Source organism: Polaromonas sp. (assembly GCF_030680935.1).
Classification (GTDB): Bacteria; Pseudomonadota; Gammaproteobacteria; order Burkholderiales; family Burkholderiaceae_C; genus Polaromonas.
Map to the genome: position 1 here is coordinate 13,368 of NZ_JAUXUP010000039.1, position 15,674 is coordinate 29,041.

At 60.1% G+C, this 15,674-nt stretch carries 13 protein-coding genes; 11 read left to right on the forward strand and 2 right to left on the reverse strand.

Features of this window, described 5'->3' with window-relative positions; translation table 11 throughout:
• Positions 1–32: 32 nt before the first annotated feature.
• Positions 33–1,052 carry a glycosyltransferase gene (locus tag Q8L50_RS10375; protein WP_305348596.1) on the forward strand — a complete coding sequence of 340 codons (1,020 nt, stop codon included), beginning with the start codon at positions 33–35 and terminating at the stop codon, positions 1,050–1,052.
• On the opposite strand, the gene Q8L50_RS10380 is transcribed toward Q8L50_RS10375, so the two are convergent.
• Both Q8L50_RS10380 and Q8L50_RS10385 read right to left on the reverse strand, forming a co-directional pair.
• Complete coding sequence (locus tag Q8L50_RS10380) at positions 1,042–2,439, reverse strand: FecR family protein (protein ID WP_305348597.1); 1,398 nt, start codon at positions 2,437–2,439, stop codon at positions 1,042–1,044. The two genes, Q8L50_RS10375 and Q8L50_RS10380, sit on opposite strands and share 11 nt — an antisense overlap.
• A 78-nt stretch (positions 2,440–2,517) precedes the next feature.
• Entirely contained in the window at positions 2,518–3,855 is a 1,338-nt protein-coding gene (locus Q8L50_RS10385; RefSeq protein WP_305348598.1) for a porin family protein, read from the reverse strand.
• 259 nt (positions 3,856–4,114) lie between these two features.
• Between Q8L50_RS10385 and Q8L50_RS10390 the strand changes: the two genes are divergently transcribed.
• From Q8L50_RS10390 to odhB, 10 genes are all read left to right on the forward strand, one after another.
• A complete protein-coding gene (locus Q8L50_RS10390) occupies positions 4,115–4,510 on the forward strand; it encodes a helix-turn-helix transcriptional regulator (protein ID WP_305348599.1) in 396 nt (131 codons plus the stop codon).
• Positions 4,511–4,528: 18 nt separating this feature from the next.
• Positions 4,529–5,854, forward strand: coding sequence for a sulfite dehydrogenase (gene soxC, locus Q8L50_RS10395; RefSeq protein ID WP_305348600.1), 1,326 nt, complete (start codon positions 4,529–4,531; stop codon positions 5,852–5,854).
• Positions 5,838–6,977: a c-type cytochrome gene (locus tag Q8L50_RS10400; RefSeq protein ID WP_305348601.1), complete on the forward strand. Its 1,140-nt coding sequence runs from the start codon at positions 5,838–5,840 to the stop codon at positions 6,975–6,977. The genes soxC and Q8L50_RS10400 overlap by 17 nt, the downstream gene beginning before the upstream one ends.
• Positions 6,978–7,092: 115 nt before the next feature.
• Positions 7,093–7,560 (forward strand): thiosulfate oxidation carrier protein SoxY, encoded by a 468-nt coding sequence (soxY, locus tag Q8L50_RS10405; protein ID WP_305348602.1) that lies wholly within the window; start codon positions 7,093–7,095, stop codon positions 7,558–7,560.
• Positions 7,561–7,596: 36 nt separating this feature from the next.
• On the forward strand, positions 7,597–7,908 hold the full coding sequence (gene soxZ, locus Q8L50_RS10410; RefSeq protein WP_305348603.1) for a thiosulfate oxidation carrier complex protein SoxZ: 312 nt from the start codon (positions 7,597–7,599) through the stop codon (positions 7,906–7,908).
• Positions 7,909–7,938: 30 nt separating this feature from the next.
• Positions 7,939–8,739, forward strand: coding sequence for a sulfur oxidation c-type cytochrome SoxA (soxA, locus tag Q8L50_RS10415; RefSeq protein WP_305348604.1), 801 nt, complete (start codon positions 7,939–7,941; stop codon positions 8,737–8,739).
• Positions 8,740–8,755: 16 nt separating this feature from the next.
• Positions 8,756–9,403 carry a sulfur oxidation c-type cytochrome SoxX gene (soxX, locus tag Q8L50_RS10420; protein WP_370869782.1) on the forward strand — a complete coding sequence of 216 codons (648 nt, stop codon included), beginning with the start codon at positions 8,756–8,758 and terminating at the stop codon, positions 9,401–9,403.
• A gap of 108 nt (positions 9,404–9,511) precedes the next feature.
• Positions 9,512–11,227, forward strand: coding sequence for a thiosulfohydrolase SoxB (gene soxB / locus Q8L50_RS10425; protein WP_305348628.1), 1,716 nt, complete (start codon positions 9,512–9,514; stop codon positions 11,225–11,227).
• Positions 11,228–11,469: 242 nt separating this feature from the next.
• Positions 11,470–14,346 carry a 2-oxoglutarate dehydrogenase E1 component gene (locus tag Q8L50_RS10430; RefSeq protein WP_305348606.1) on the forward strand — a complete coding sequence of 959 codons (2,877 nt, stop codon included), beginning with the start codon at positions 11,470–11,472 and terminating at the stop codon, positions 14,344–14,346.
• A gap of 57 nt (positions 14,347–14,403) precedes the next feature.
• Positions 14,404–15,669 carry a 2-oxoglutarate dehydrogenase complex dihydrolipoyllysine-residue succinyltransferase gene (gene odhB / locus Q8L50_RS10435; protein ID WP_305348607.1) on the forward strand — a complete coding sequence of 422 codons (1,266 nt, stop codon included), beginning with the start codon at positions 14,404–14,406 and terminating at the stop codon, positions 15,667–15,669.
• Positions 15,670–15,674: the final 5 nt, after the last annotated feature.

Here is a 15,674-nt window from a genome sequence, read left to right on the forward strand (position 1 = left end):
GCCATCCGATTTGTCGCGCATCTTGCCCCCCTATGGACCCGATCGCTCCTGAACCTGCCGCCCCGCCGATTCACCTGGTAGGGCGTTTTGACGACCGTTTTGCGGGCGCCGAGCGGGAGCTGCTGGCCCTGAGGGATGCGCTGCAAGGCTGCTGCGCCCTTCAGCTGTGGTCGGTGGTGCCACCGCATGCGTGGTACGCCGGGCAGGGCGTGCAGGCGGTGCAGCCCTTTGGTGGGCGTTTTCCGCGCACGGGGGTGCTTGTCTGGGGCGGTGCTCATGTAGCTCCCGCTGTATGGCTGAAGTACACGCGTTTTGCGCGGGTCATGCTGCATTGCAACCTTGCCAGCTGGGAGCGCTTTTTTGCGTTGATCGAGATACTCCGGGATAGCACCGCGCTGGACCCCGAACTGGTGTTTGTATCTCAAGCCCTGCGGCTGACAGCGGGTTTGCCCGGCCATGTGGTTTACAGCCCCATGGACATCGAGCCGCTTTTACAGGCCGCGGGGGCCCGCAGGCCGGCGGCGGGTGCACCACTGACCGTGGGCCGGATCAGCCGCGATGCACCGGACAAACACCATCCGCAAGACCCCGACCTCTACCGCATGCTGACAGCAGCCGGTTGGCGTGTACGCATCATGGGTGGCACCTGCCTGGCGCCGCAGCTTGCAGGGGTGGCGGGTGTGGAACTGCTGGCCGCTGGCGCCGAAGAGGTGGCGGATTTTTACCAGTCGCTCGATGTATTTTTCTATCGGACCGGGTCGACGGTCGAGGCTTACGGGCGGGTGGTAGCCGAGGCGATGGCCTCCGGCTTGCCGGTGGTAGCCGGCCATCTGGGCGGTTATGCCGAGGTTGTGAGCCCGGGCGAGACCGGGTTTCTGGTTCAGTCCCAGGAGGAAGCCTGGGAGGCGCTGGACCGGCTGGCGCATGACCCGTCTTTACGCGCCAGCATGGGGCAAGCCGGAATGCGGGCCGCGCAGACCCTGCACGGCGGGGAGGCGCTTCAGACGCTGCGGACGCTTTACTGCGGTGCAGCGCCTTCGCTTACTTCTTGAAGGCCAGAGCGCCCGCAACCGGGCCGGAGCCGAAGTCTTTGTTGTAGGTCATACCGGCAAAAGCGGCGTTGGTGCCAATAAACAGGCCCCGAATGTAGGTGCCCGCGAAATTGGGCGTATTGCCCGTCGCTGAGTCGGTGAAGTTACCGTAAGAGGTGTTGACCGCGCTGCTGACCGTGAACGACGTGGAGGTGAAACTGACTGAAAAAGTCGCGCTGTTGAGCGTGCCGGTACCGCTGCCCCGCGTCGGAGGGGTACTGCCGATGAGGCTGTAGGTGGCGCTGCCCCCAGCCAACATCAGTGTGTTCATTTCGGTCTGCGCAGTGGGGCGCCCAGCCACGTAATGCACATTGCTGAGCAGGGTGGTGCCCAGGTATTCCCGCGTGCCACTGGTCCACATGCCCCAGCCAATGAAGTTGGCGTCACTGACATTACCGCTGGACTTGAAGTTCGCTTCAGCCTGCACCGTGCCGCTTTCGTACCATTTGCCAAAGCCGCCACTGGCGTCCTCCGTCATGAGTAGTTTGTTGTCACTGAATTGTGTGGTGGCACCAGAGTTGCTGGTGATGTTGTAGGCGGTGGAACCGTTGGTACCCACAGCCGCCACCCTGACATCGGTGAAGGTGCGCTTTACAGGCTCAACCACCTTCGTTTCGGTTTTGACCTCCTCTACCTTTTTCGTCTCGACGGTCTTGGTGGTGACGGGTTTGACCTCCTCCACCACCTCTGCCTTGCCAGTCTCCTTGACCTTTTCGCCCGACGCATTCGAGTCCTTAGGCGCAGCAGGCGTGTCGGTTTTGGGCTGTTCACTGGTACGCACGGGCGGCGTTGCGCTGTCCACCACCTTGACCGATTCACCCGCCACGAGACCAATACAGCCGCTCAGGTTACACACCTCAATTTTGTCCAGCTCGCTGGTAATACCCAGGGAACCATCGGGGTTGTAGCCGACCTTGAAGCCGGAACCGCGAATGCCAATGGTGGCGGTGGTGGTGGTGAGTTTGTAGTTGTCGCGGTTGCGTTTGCCAATCAGGCCCGTGATGGCCCGCATGCTGCCACGCAGCAGGTCCACCAGAAAGCGGTCTTGTTTGGGATCATTCTGGTCCACGTAGCTGGCTATCTTGAACTCAGTGTTGGGCTGCAAGGAAACCAGGCCGCCGTCGGTGAACTTGACCTGGGCCCGTCCGTTGGGCCCCGTCACGATGGCGTGGCCGCTGTCGATGTCGCCACCTTTGGTCAATGCCGTGGTGCGGCCATCGGTCTGGCGCAGGTTGACTTCACCGGCAGTGAACTGGGCCACCCCCGCCAGCGCATGTGCCTGCAGCGGGTACACCGCCGATAGCGCGATCAGCAGGGTGGCGTGTTTCAAGGGGAAATGTGTGTTCATGATCAAGGTCTTGCCCGATGGGTGAATCGTCGGAATCCGGATGGTGGCATGGGGGCACCCGGCACGGAAGCAGGGGACCTAAAAATCCTTGCGGACCGTGACAGACAGCACGCGTTTGCTGAAGTCAGAAATGGCGATGTTGGAGCTTGTTTTCATCAAAGACAGTTGCGGCGTGATGCGCCAGCTCACCACCGGAACCCAGTTCAGGCCCAGGTTCAGATTGCTCTGGTCGTCACGCCGGGTCACCAGAAACAGCGGGTCTGCGCCGCCGTAATGGCGTCTTTCAAAGCCCACACTGGCAAACAGGTCCACATCGGCGTTGACCGATTGCTGCACACCAGCGCGCAAGCCTGCCATCCGGTGGCCCAGATGCGGTACGCCAGAAGCGCGCTCGTTTTCGCTGCCAAAGTAACCACCGCCAAACAACACCAGCCCGCCACTCAGGGCAGTGGCGTAGGAAGTGCCCAGCACATAACGATGCGCATTGCGCACAGTTTGCCCCGGGTAACGCAGGCTGGACAGTTGCACATAACTGCTCCACTGACTGGCCTCATCGGGCCGGTAAGTCCATTCACCCACCACGCCGCCCTGATCCCGCACCCCGCGGTTGTCGGCTGAATAGCTACCTACTTGGACAATGGCACTGAATTCATTCTTGTCGAGCCGGTAAACCGCGCCGGCGCTGAGGTCCATCTGGTTGGTGTCAAAGTCGTTGTAATCGTTGTTGAAGCGGAAATTGCCACTTGCACTGGCGATAAGTGACAGTCGCGGATCGATCACATAACGCCCTGAGACTCCCGCGCCCAAGGTGTAAAAACTGTCTTTCAGTTTGACGGCGCTGGGGTTCAGGGTCAACACCAGACCACCCAGGGAGGGCACAGCCACGTTGGCGTTGGTGGGGCCGCTGTTGATGTTGCTGTCGGTGCCATAGCTGGTTTCTACATAGGCCTTGATCGAGGATCGGGCTGCCTCTTCGTTGCGATCAATCGCCAGCAGAAAGTCATCAATTTTTCGAGCGACTTCAGGTGGGATGTTTTCTCGTTTGGCCTCTTGCAGTACCTGCCTGGCGGCCAGGTTGTCTTTCAGGGCAAACAGCGCGCGGCCCAGCTCGGCGCGGGCGCGCGCATTGCCGGGCTGAACGGTCAGGGCGCGCTCCAGAGCAAAAACGGCACGTGTGAACTGCCCCGTATCGTTGGCGGCGATGCCCAGCACGGTGTCGAAGTCGGGGTCGCCAGCGCGTTGGGTTTCTACCGCAGCCAAGCGGTCAAAGGCTTCCTGCGGCTTGCCCTGCTCGACCAGTGCCAGGGATTCGCGCACCAGCGCGTCTACTTCTGCCTGCGCGGGTAGTACCGACAACAGCAGCGTACACGCCAGGCTCAGGCAACAGCGTAAAACGTTTTGGGGCGTAAAAGACATCTTGGTGCGAAAGAGTAACAACCGCTCGTTGCTAGGGGTTTTATAGCATGGTGTATGCCAAAAGTGGGAATTTTTACAGTGACATATGTCGGTGACCCGCCCGGTCGCGTGGCACCGATTTGTACGGATTTGCACCTGAATGTTCGCGATGGGACAGGAGCAAGGGTAAGTCCCGGTGGTTGACCGGCGCGCCCGGATGTCTAATATCAGTAATTGCTTATATATAGATCTATCCCTCCCAAACCGAATGTCCAGCACCATGAACCACATGATCCAGGGCGGAGCCGCATCAGAGCAGGGGCGGGTCTTTGAACTCGCTGCCGAGTTGTTTGCAGTGCTTGCGACGCCGATGCGCCTGCGCATTCTCAGTGCCTTGTGCGAGCGCGAAAAGTCCGTCAATGAACTGTTGCAGGAGATAGACACCACGCAACCCAACTTGTCCCAGCATCTGGCGGTTTTGTTTCGCACCGGCGTACTGGCCAAGCGCAAGGAAGGCACGCAGGTTATTTACCGAGTGCAAAGCGAAAAAGCCGTAGCCCTGTGCCGCAGCGTCTGCACCCAGATTGCGATCGAGCTCGATGAACCAGGCGCACTGCCAGTGTCCGAGAGCCTGACACCCACCCAGATTTCCCGGGTCAACAGTTATGAGATTTAAATCTTGCCAGGACATGCCATGCTGAGTCGCTTTCTGCGGCGCGCGCCCGAAAACTTCCTGAACCGCGATCAGATTCAGGCGGTCAGGTCCGGCCGCCGCGGCTTTCTCGCTGGTGCGGTGGCCGCTGCTGCCGGTGCCCTGGCCACGGATCGGGCCCGGGCTCAGGGTGACCCCGACATATTGAACCTCCCCGCGCACAGCAAGGGCTTGGGCCAGCCGGTGGCGGCGCGTGGCTACGGCGTACCCAGCGAGTGGGAGAAAAATCTGCAACGCCGCGAAAGCCCGGGACTGACCCGCGTGCCGCAGTCCAGCGTCAGTTTTGCGCCGCTGCAGGGTTTGTTCGGCATCATCACGCCCAGCGGTTTGCATTTTGAGCGTCATCACCAGGGCTGGTGGGACATCGACCCCTCCAAACACCGGCTGATGGTCAACGGCTCTGACGACAGTCTGCTCAAACGGCCCATGGTGTTCAGCATGGACGAGCTGATGCGCCTGCCCAGTGTCAGCCGCATGCACTTTATAGAGTGCGGCGCGAACACCGGCATGGAATGGGGCAATGTGGCTGTACCCACCGTGCAATATACCCACGGCATGCTCAGTTGCAGCGAATTCACCGGGGTGCCGCTGCGTACGCTGCTGGAGCTGTGTGGTGCCGATTTCAAACGCGCGGCATTTGTGCTGGCCGAGGGCGCCGATGGTTCCGGCATGACGCGCACCATCCCGATGAACATGGTGATGGACGGTCAAGTGCTTGTGGCTTATGGCCAGAACGGCGAAATGCTGCGCCCTGAAAACGGCTACCCCCTGCGCCTGGTGGTTCCCGGCGTGCAAGGTGTCAGCTGGGTCAAATACCTGCGTCGCATCGAAGTCGGTGACATGCCCTACGGCACCAAGGACGAAACCATTCACTATGTGGACCTGATGCCCAATGGCCTGCACCGCCAGTACACGAGCATCCAGGAAGTCAAAAGCGTGATCACTTCGCCCAGCGGCGGGCAGGTATTGCTTGAAAAGGGCTTTCATACCGTCACCGGTCTGGCCTGGAGCGGGCGCGGCAAGATCCGGCGGGTGGATGTCTCCATCGATGGCGGCAGGAACTGGAAGGCCGCTCGGCTGGAGGGGCCTGTGCTTTCCAAATGTCTGACGCGTTTCAACACCGACTTTGTCTGGGACGGCAAGCTGGCGTTTTTTCAGAGCAGGGCGGTTGACGAAACTGGCCAGATCCAGCCTACCTACGCCGAATTGCGCAAGGTGCGGGCGTCCCGCAGTATTTATCACAACAACGCGATCCAGTCCTGGGCGCTCATGGAAAACGGCGAGGTTGGCAATGTCCAGCTGGTTTAACCCCCGTTCGCCTGTCTGCGCAGTGCTTTTCCTGGCTAGTGCAATCAGCGCTGGCGCGGTGTATGCGCAGGAAAAAAATCCCCAAAAATACCCTGGCATAGGCCGCACCGCCACCGTCCCGGAGGTCAAGGCGTGGGATATTGACGTGCGGCCCGATTTCAAGGGCCTGCCCAAAGGCTCAGGTTCGGTACGCCAGGGGGAGGTGCTTTGGGAGGCCCAGTGCGCCTCTTGTCACGGCAGTTTTGGCGAGTCTTCCGAAATATTCACGCCGATTGCAGGTGGCACTGTGGCCGCAGACCGCACTGCCGGCCGGGTCGCAAGCCTGCTGCCTGGCGCCAACCAGCCGCAGCGCACCACCTTGATGAAGGTGCCAACACTTTCTACCCTTTGGGACTACATCAACCGGGCCATGCCGTGGAATGCACCCAAAACGCTCAGCACCGATGAGGTGTATGCGGTCACCGCTTTCATCCTGAACCTCGGCAATATTGTTCCCGCCGATTTCTCGCTGTCAGACACGACGATCCGTGAGGTACAGCAGACACTGCCCAACCGCAACGGCATGACCACTGCGCATGCGATGTGGCCGGGCACCGGGCTGCCCGGGACCAATGCGAGGCCGGATGTACAGGGCTCTAGCTGCCAGCGCGACTGCAAACAGGAGCCCGCGCTTCAAAGCGCATTGCCCGACTACGCGCGCAATGCCCATGGACAACTCAGCGAGCAGTCGCGCCTGCTGGGTGCCACCCGTGGCGCTGACACCAGCCAGCCAGCGGCCCTGAAGTTTATGCAAAAAACGACTCCAACCCTTGCCAATATTGCGCAAGCAGCTCCTGAAAAAGTAGCAAAACCTACGTTTGGCCAAGCCGGCGCCACGGCTGCGGTCATGCCCTTGCTGCAAAAAAATGCCTGTGTTGCCTGCCATGGCATGGACAGCAAGCTGGTCGGCCCTTCGTTCAAAGCCATTGCTCAGAAATACAAAACCCGCGCCGACGCGGTGAATTATCTCTCGGAGAAAATCAAGGGCGGCGGGCAAGGAGTGTGGGGCAACATACCGATGCCGGCGCAAGCCCTGAACAACGCCGAAGCAGCGCAGCTGGCGCAATGGCTGGTGAATTTTTAGGCAGGCGCAAGTTCACGAGGCTTGCCAGCCTTGGGAGAACTACCCTGTTGGTAAATCGTTTTTTTGTGTCCAATCGTTTTTAGTTGAAGAAGTTATATCCAAAGGAGTTCAAACCATGGAACGTCGTCATTTTCTGGCCACCGGCTCAGGCGCAACCGCGCTGGCTCTGGCCGCTTCCGCCGGTCTGGCGCCAGCTTACGCGCAAACCGCGCCCGTCTGGAACAAGGCTGCTTTTGACAGCAAGACGCTGGCCGAGGCAGCCAAAGCGATGGGCGCCACTGGTGCACCAGTTGAAAGCAAAGACCTGATTTTGCAGGCCCCGGAGATCGCCGAAAACGGCAGCGTTGTGCGCGTCGGGGCGCAGAGCAACATTGCCGGCACGACCCAGATCGCGCTTGTTGTCGAAAAAAATCCCAATGCGCTGGCTGCGTTGTTTGACATTCCTTCAGGTACCGACGCCAACGTGTCGACCAATCTGAAGATGGGACAGTCGTCGAACGTGTATGCGTTGGCCAAAGTTGGCGACAAGTTTTTCTACGCCATGAAGGAAGTGAAGGTCACTCTCGGCGGTTGCGGCGGTTAAGTCCACCCCGAAAAAAGAATCGAAAGGAAATAAATCATGTCAGATCCGATGAGAATCCGGGCCCAGGCCCAAGGCGACAAAACCACCGTGCGCGTGCTGGTGAGCCATGAGATGGAAAGCGGCCAGCGCAAGGATGCTGCTGGCAAAACTGTACCCGCCTGGTTTATCCAGAACATTGTGGCCACGCACAATGGCAAAACCGTCATGAGCGCCCAGTGGGGCCCGGCAGTGTCTAAAAACCCTTACCTGCAGTTCAGCTTCAAGGGCGCCAAAGCTGGCGACAAGCTGGCCGTCAGCTGGACCGACAACAAGGGCGAAAAACGTACCGACGAAGCTGTGGTTTCCTGAGGCCTTGAAGAAAATTACGAGGAACTAGCGATGAAAAAATGGAATCTTCTTGGGTTGGCGGCCTTGAGCCTGTTGCCGTTGGCAGCGGTAGCGCAAAAAACCACGGCGGAGGGTATCGCGGAATACCGCGCCATGCTGGCCGATGGCAATCCGGCAGAGCTGTTTGAGGCCAGAGGCGAAGCCCTGTGGAAGCAGCCCAGAGGACCCAAAAACACCAGCCTGACTCAATGCAACCTGGGCAAGGGGCCAGGGGTGACCAAAGGCGCTTTTGTTGAGTTGCCCCGTTATTTTGCCGATACCGGCCGGGTGCAGGATCTGGAATCCCGCCTGCTGACCTGCATGGAAACCCTGCAGGGTTTCAATGCCGAGGCCATTGCCAAAACCCCCTTTGGCAGGGACGAGCAGAAAACCATGGAGTCGCTGGTGGCCTTCATCTCGGGCGAATCGCGCGGCATGAAGTTCAACCTGCCACAGGCGCATACTCAGGAAAAACTCATGTATGCAGTGGGCAAACAGGTGTTTTACCAGCGCGCAGGTCCATACGATTTTTCCTGCGCATCCTGCCATGGTGAAGACAACAAGCGCGTGCGCCTGCAAGATCTTCCCAACCTCACTAAAAACCCGGGGGCCGGCGACGGCTTCGGTGCCTGGCCGGCCTACCGCGTCTCCAGTGGGGACCTGTGGGGCATGCAGCGCCGCCTGAACGACTGCTACCGCCAGCAGCGTTTTCCGTTTCCCGGTTATGCGTCCGACGCCACCATCGCGCTCGGTGTTTTCATGGGCGTGAACGGCAAGGGGGGCATGTCCACGGCTCCCGCACTCAAGCGTTGACCAGAACACAGGAAACATGATGAAAAAAACCTATAAACAAGCCGGCTTTCTGGCCATGACCCTGTTGCTGGCCAGTTGCGCCACCGGCCCGTCGCCGCAAGATGTGGCTGAAGCCACGCAAAGAGTGCTGAAATCATCCTTCCGCGATCAGGGCATCGCCAAAACCGCCTGGCTGGAGCAGGACGCATCCAACAAGGCCTGCTCCGAGTCACAGGGAGCTGCACTGGACGACAAACTCGCGAAGTCCATCGAAGAAGCCAATCTCAAGACCGTGAAAATGCCCACCAGCGGCAAGTTCATCGGTGACTGGAAAGAGGGCGAAAAAATTGCCCAGAACGGCAGGGGCATGACCTGGACCGATGCCGCCGGCTCCGCCAACGGTGGCAGCTGCTACAACTGTCACCAGATCAGCAAGGAAGAACTGTCTTTTGGCTCCATTGGGCCCAGCCTCTACCACTACGGCAAGTTGCGCGGCGTGGCCGACCCGGCCGCTGCAGGCAGCAAACCAATTGTGGATTACACCTGGGGCAAGTTGTGGAATTCCAAAGCCTACAACGCCTGTTCCGGCATGCCGCGTTTTGGTCACGCGGGCATTCTCACTGAGACCCAGTTGCAGCATGTGATGGCGCTGTTGCTCGATCCCCAGTCGCCTGTCAATAAATAACTTGATGGTCATTTCTGCCTGCGGCCCCTACCCGACGGGCGCAAGCAGCTATAAAAATAGTAGCAAATTCAAAACATGCCCGCTTTTGCGGGCAGGATGAACAACGCCATGAATCTGTCTCGACGAGAGTTTTCCAGTGTGCTGGCCGCAGCGCTGGCTGCGGGTTTTCCGCTACACCGTGACGCCAGTGCCCAGCAGGCTGCAGGCTTGTACAACGTGCCGCGTACCGGCAACGTGCATCTGCTGCACATGACCGATTGCCATGCGCAGTTGATGCCCACCTATTTCCGTGAGCCATCCGTCAACCTGGGCGTGGGCAGCATGCAGGGCCGTCTGCCGCATCTGGTGGGCAAGAACCTGCTCAAGGCCGCGCACCTAAAAGCCGGCAGCCCAGAGGCCTACGCCTTCACCTTTCTGGACTTCGAACGCGCCGCGCGGCAGTACGGCAAGGTGGGTGGTTTTGCCCATCTGGCCACGCTGGTCAAGCAGCTCAAGGCCGGACGGCCGGGTGCGCTGTTGCTGGATGGCGGCGACACCTGGCAGGGCAGCGCCACGGCCCTGTGGACGCAGGGCCAGGACATGGTGGATGCGGCCAAGCTGCTGGGCGTCGATGTGATGACCGGACACTGGGACTTCACCTATGGCGAAGAACGCATCAAGACGATTGTTGAAAAAGACTTTGCCGGCAAGGTCGATTTTGTGGCGCAAAACGTCAAGACCAGCGACTTTGGCGACCCGGTTTTCAAGCCTTTTGTCATCAAGGAGATGAACGGTGTGGCCGTCGCCATCATCGGCCAGGCCTTTCCCTACACGCCGATTGCCAACCCCGCCTGGCTCACGCCGAACTGGACCTTTGGCATCCGTGAAAACGAGATGCAGGAGACCGTCAACGAAGCGCGTGCCAAAGGCGCGCAGGCGGTGGTGCTGCTCAGCCACAACGGCATGGACGTCGACCTGAAGATGGCATCACGCATCAGCGGCATCGACGCCATTCTGGGCGGCCACACACACGACGGCGTGCCGGTACCGGTGATCGTCAAAAACCCGGGCGGCCAGACCATCGTTACCAACGCGGGCAGCAATGGCAAGTTTTTGGGCGTGCTGGATCTGGATGTCAAAGACAAAAAGGTGGTGGGCTTCAAGTACCGCCTGCTGCCGGTGTTTTCGAAGCTGCTGCCCGCTGACCCCGCCATGACCGCCTTGATTGCCGGGCTCCGCGCTCCGTATGAGGCTAAATTGGGAGAAAAACTCGCCGTAACCGAAGGTACTTTGTACCGCAGGGGAAACTTCAACGGCACGTTTGACCAGCTCATTCTTGACGCCATGATGGACGTCCGGGGCGCGGAAATCGCCTTTTCGCCCGGTTTTCGCTGGGGCACATCGCTCCTGCCGGGCCAGACCATCACGCGCGAACACCTGATGGACCAGACCGCCATCACCTACCCCTGGACCACGCTGACCAACATGCGTGGCGACATGATCAAGACCATCCTCGAAGATGTCGGCGACAACCTTTTCAACCCAGACCCCTATTACCAGCAGGGCGGTGACATGGTGCGCGTCGGCGGGCTGAGCTACCGCTGCGAGCCGGGTGCCAGGATGGGCTCACGCATCCTGGACATGCGCTTGAAGGGCAAGCGCATTGAGGCGGACAAAACCTACAAGGTGGCCGGCTGGGCGCCTGTGCAGGAGGCCAGCAAAAACGCCGGCCCCCCGGTCTGGGAAGTGGTCGAAACTTACCTGGCTGCCAATAAGGTGCTCAAGCCGCGCCGCCTCAATCTGCCGGGCCTGATTGGCACCGCCGGCAACCCCGGCGTAGCCTGAGTCCTTTGGCCTGAAATACAGGCCAAATAGTGACCGCATGATGACAAAACCGGGTGCCGGCAAGGCGCCCGGTTTTTCTCGTTTGTGCATTCGGTGGCACAATCAAGCTTGTTTCTGAAGGCCCTTCCTTGCCACAGTCGCATCCGCCAATCGGTCAAGCCGTGATCGCGGAAGGTTAATCAACCAGCCACATCCCGTTGTGGCCAGCTAATGTTTCCCAAAGGGAAACGGAGGTCAGCGTAATGAGTTCCCAACCGGCGGCATCGTCCGTCTATACGGCCTATCAAGGCAACACCTATCTCTTCGGCGGCAATGCGCCGTATGTCGAAGAGATGTACGAAAACTACCTTGCCAACCCCGGCAGCGTGCCGGATAACTGGCGCGAGTATTTCGATGCCTTGCAACATGTCCCCGCTTTGGATGGCAGCAATGCCAAGGACGTGCCGCATCTGCCGGTCGTCAACGCTTTTGCCGAGCGCGCCAAGCTGGGCCAGACCAAGGTGGTCATGGCGAGCGCCGACTCCGAGATGGGGCGCAAGCGAACAGCGGTGCAGCAGCTCATAGCCGCTTATCGCAACGTCGGCGCCCGATGGGCCGATCTGGATCCTCTCAAGCGCACCGAGCGCGACCACATCCCGGAACTGGATCCGTCCTTTTACGGTTTCACCGATGCCGACCAGGAAACGGTGTTCAATACCAGCAACACTTTCTTCGGCAAAGACACCATGAGCTTGCGCGAGCTGCTCAATGCGCTGCGCGAGACCTACTGCGGCACCATTGGCGCCGAGTACATGTACATGACCGACCAGAACCAGAAGCGCTGGTGGCAACAGAAACTGGAAAGTATCCGCAGCAAACCCAATTTCACACCGGAGAAAAAGCGCCACATTCTGGACCGTCTGAGCGCGGCCGAGGGTCTGGAGCGTTTCCTGCACACCAAATACGTCGGCCAGAAACGCTTCTCGCTGGAAGGCGGCGAGAGCTTTATTGCCAGCATGGACGAGCTGATCCAGCGCGGCGGCAGCATTGGCGTCAAGGAAATCGTCATCGGCATGGCGCACCGGGGCCGTCTGAATGTGCTGGTCAATTCATTGGGCAAAGTACCGGCCAACCTGTTTGCCGAGTTCGACCACACGGCGCCCGAAGACCTGCCCAGTGGGGACGTCAAGTACCACCAGGGCTTCAGCTCGGACGTCACCACCCCTGGCGGCCCGGTCCATTTGAGTCTGGCCTTCAACCCCTCCCACCTTGAAATCGTCAACCCGGTGGTCGAAGGCTCGGTTCGTGCCCGCATGGACCGCCGTGCCGACCCCAAAGGCCTGCAGGTGCTGCCGGTGCTGGTGCACGGCGACGCCGCGTTTGCGGGACAGGGCGTGGTGATGGAAACGCTGGCGCTGGCCGAGACGCGTGGTTATTCCACCGGCGGCACGGTGCACATAGTCATCAACAACCAGATTGGCTTCACCTCCAGCGACCCGCGCGACAGCCGCTCCACGCTGTATTGCACCGATGTCGTCAAGATGATTGATGCACCCGTGTTGCACGTCAACGGCGACGACCCGGAAGCCGTGGTACTGGCCACGCAGCTGGCGCTCGAGTTCCGCATGGCCTTCCAGAAGGACGTGGTGGTGGACATCATCTGCTTCCGCAAACTTGGCCACAACGAGCAGGACACACCGGCGCTGACGCAGCCGCTGATGTACAAAAAAATTGCCCAGCACCCCGGTACGCGCAAGCTGTATGCCGACAAGCTGTCCGCGCAGGGCATGGGCGAAACGCTGGGTGACGACATGGTCAAGGCGGTACGCGCCGCACTGGATGCTGGCAAAAGTACGTTTGACCCGGTCATCACCAACTTCAAAAGCATGTATGCGGTGGACTGGAGTCCTTACCTCGGCAAAAAGTGGACGGATGCCGGCGATACCGCCATTCCCATGGCCGAGTGGAAGCGCCTCGCCGACAAGGTCAGCACCATCCCGCCTAGCGTGACGGCGCATCAGCTGGTCAAGAAGGTGTACGACGACCGCGCTGCCATGGGCCGTGGCGATATTCCCGTGGACTGGGGCATGGGTGAACACATGGCTTTTGCCTCGCTGGTGGCCAGCGGTTACCCGGTGCGTCTGTCGGGCGAAGACTGCGGACGTGGCACTTTCACCCACCGGCACGCGGTCATTCACGACCAGAGCCGCGAAAAATGGGATACCGGCACCTACGTGCCTCTGCAAAACGTCGCCGACAACCAGGCGCCGTTTGTGGTGATTGACTCCATCCTGTCGGAAGAGGCCGTGTTGGCCTTTGAGTACGGTTATGCGTCGAATGACCCGAACACCCTGGTGATCTGGGAAGCGCAGTTTGGCGATTTCGTCAATGGTGCCCAGGTCGTGATTGACCAGTTCATCGCCTCGGGTGAGGTCAAGTGGGGCCGGGTCAATGGCATCACGCTGATGCTGCCGCATGGCTACGAAGGCCAGGGGCCGGAGCACAGCTCGGCGCGGCTGGAGCGCTTCATGCAGCTGTCGGCCGACACCAATATGCAGGTGGTACAGCCTACTACGGCCAGTCAGATTTTCCATGTGCTGCGTCGGCAGATGGTACGCAACCTGCGCAAGCCGCTGATCATCATGACGCCCAAGTCACTGCTGCGCAACAAGGACGCCACATCGCCCCTGTCCGAGTTCACCAAGGGAAGCTTCCAGACGGTGATCCCTGACAGCGGCACGCTCAAGGCCGACAAGGTCAAGCGGGTGATTGCCTGCTCCGGCAAGGTGTATTACGACCTGGCCAAAAAGCGCGAGGAAAAAAGCCTGGACGACGTGGCCATCCTGCGCGTGGAGCAGCTGTACCCCTTCCCGCACAAAGCCTTTGCCACCGAACTCAAGAAGTACCCCAACCTCGCCGAGATCGTCTGGTGCCAGGATGAGCCGCAAAACCAGGGCGCCTGGTTTTTTGTTCAGCACTACATCCACGAAAACATGGCAGAGGGCCAGAAACTCGGTTACTCCGGCCGCGCGGCGTCGGCTTCGCCGGCTGTCGGCTATTCGCACCTGCATCAGGAGCAGCAAAAGGCGCTTGTGGACGGCGCTTTTGCCAAGCTCAAGGGCTTCATCCTGACCAAATAAGAGCCGACCGGACGCAATGGCGTTCCTGCCCCGAACTCAAAAATTGAAAGAATTCACATGGCTACCGTAGAAGTTAAAGTCCCCCAGCTGTCCGAATCCGTGGCCGAAGCCACGATGCTGCAGTGGAAGAAAAAAGTTGGCGACTCCATCGCCATCGACGAAATCCTGATCGAGATCGAGACGGACAAGGTGGTGCTGGAAGTGCCCGCGCCAGCGGCAGGCGTGCTCGCCGAAATCCTGGTGGCCGATGGCGCTACCGTGATGGCCGAGCAGCTGATTGCAAAAATTGACACCGAGGGCAAAGTGGCTGCCGCAGCGGCTGCACCTGCCGCAGCTACAGCAGCTGCGCCTGCATCGGCTCCAGCCCTTGCCGCCGCCTCAGGCGGCAGCATGGCCGGTGTGGCCATGCCCGCCGCCGCCAAACTGATGGCCGACAACCAGCTCGCTGCGGGCTCCGTCGCCGGCAGCGGCAAGGATGGCCGTGTCACCAAGGGTGATGTGCTGGGCGCGGTTGCCGCAGGAGTCGCTCCTAAATCAGTAGCTGCCAGCGCAATACCCACAGGGGCTCCAACCACTTCCTTGCCTCAAGTGGCGGCGCCAGCGAAGGTCGGTGACCTGGGCGATCGGCCGGAGCAACGCGTGCCCATGAGCCGCCTGCGTGCGCGTATCGCCGAGCGTTTGCTGCAGTCCCAAGCGACCAATGCCATCCTGACCACCTTCAACGAGGTCAACATGGCGCCGGTGATGGAGATGCGCAAGCGCTTTCAGGAAAAGTTTGAAAAAGAGCATGGCGTGAAGATCGGTTTCATGAGCTTTTTCGTCAAGGCAGCGGTCCATGCGCTGAAAAAGTACCCGGTGCTCAACGCCTCGGTGGATGGCAATGATGTCGTCTACCACGGCTACTTTGACATCGGCATCGCCGTCGGGTCGCCGCGCGGTCTGGTGGTACCAATTCTGCGCAACGCCGACCAGATGAGTTTTGCCGATATTGAAAAGAAAATCGCCGAGTACGGCGCCAAGGCACGCGACGGCAAGCTGGGCATTGAAGAGATGTCAGGCGGCACCTTCTCTATCTCCAACGGCGGCGTTTTCGGCTCCATGCTGTCCACCCCCATCATCAACCCGCCGCAGTCCGCGATTCTGGGTGTGCATGCGACCAAAGACCGCGCAGTGGTCGAAAACGGCCAGGTTGTGGTGCGCCCGATCAACTACCTCGCCATGAGTTATGACCACCGCATCGTGGACGGCCGCGAAGCCGTGCTCGGCCTGGTGGCGATGAAGGAAGCGCTAGAAGATCCGGCTCGTCTGTTGTTTGACATCTAAGGAGA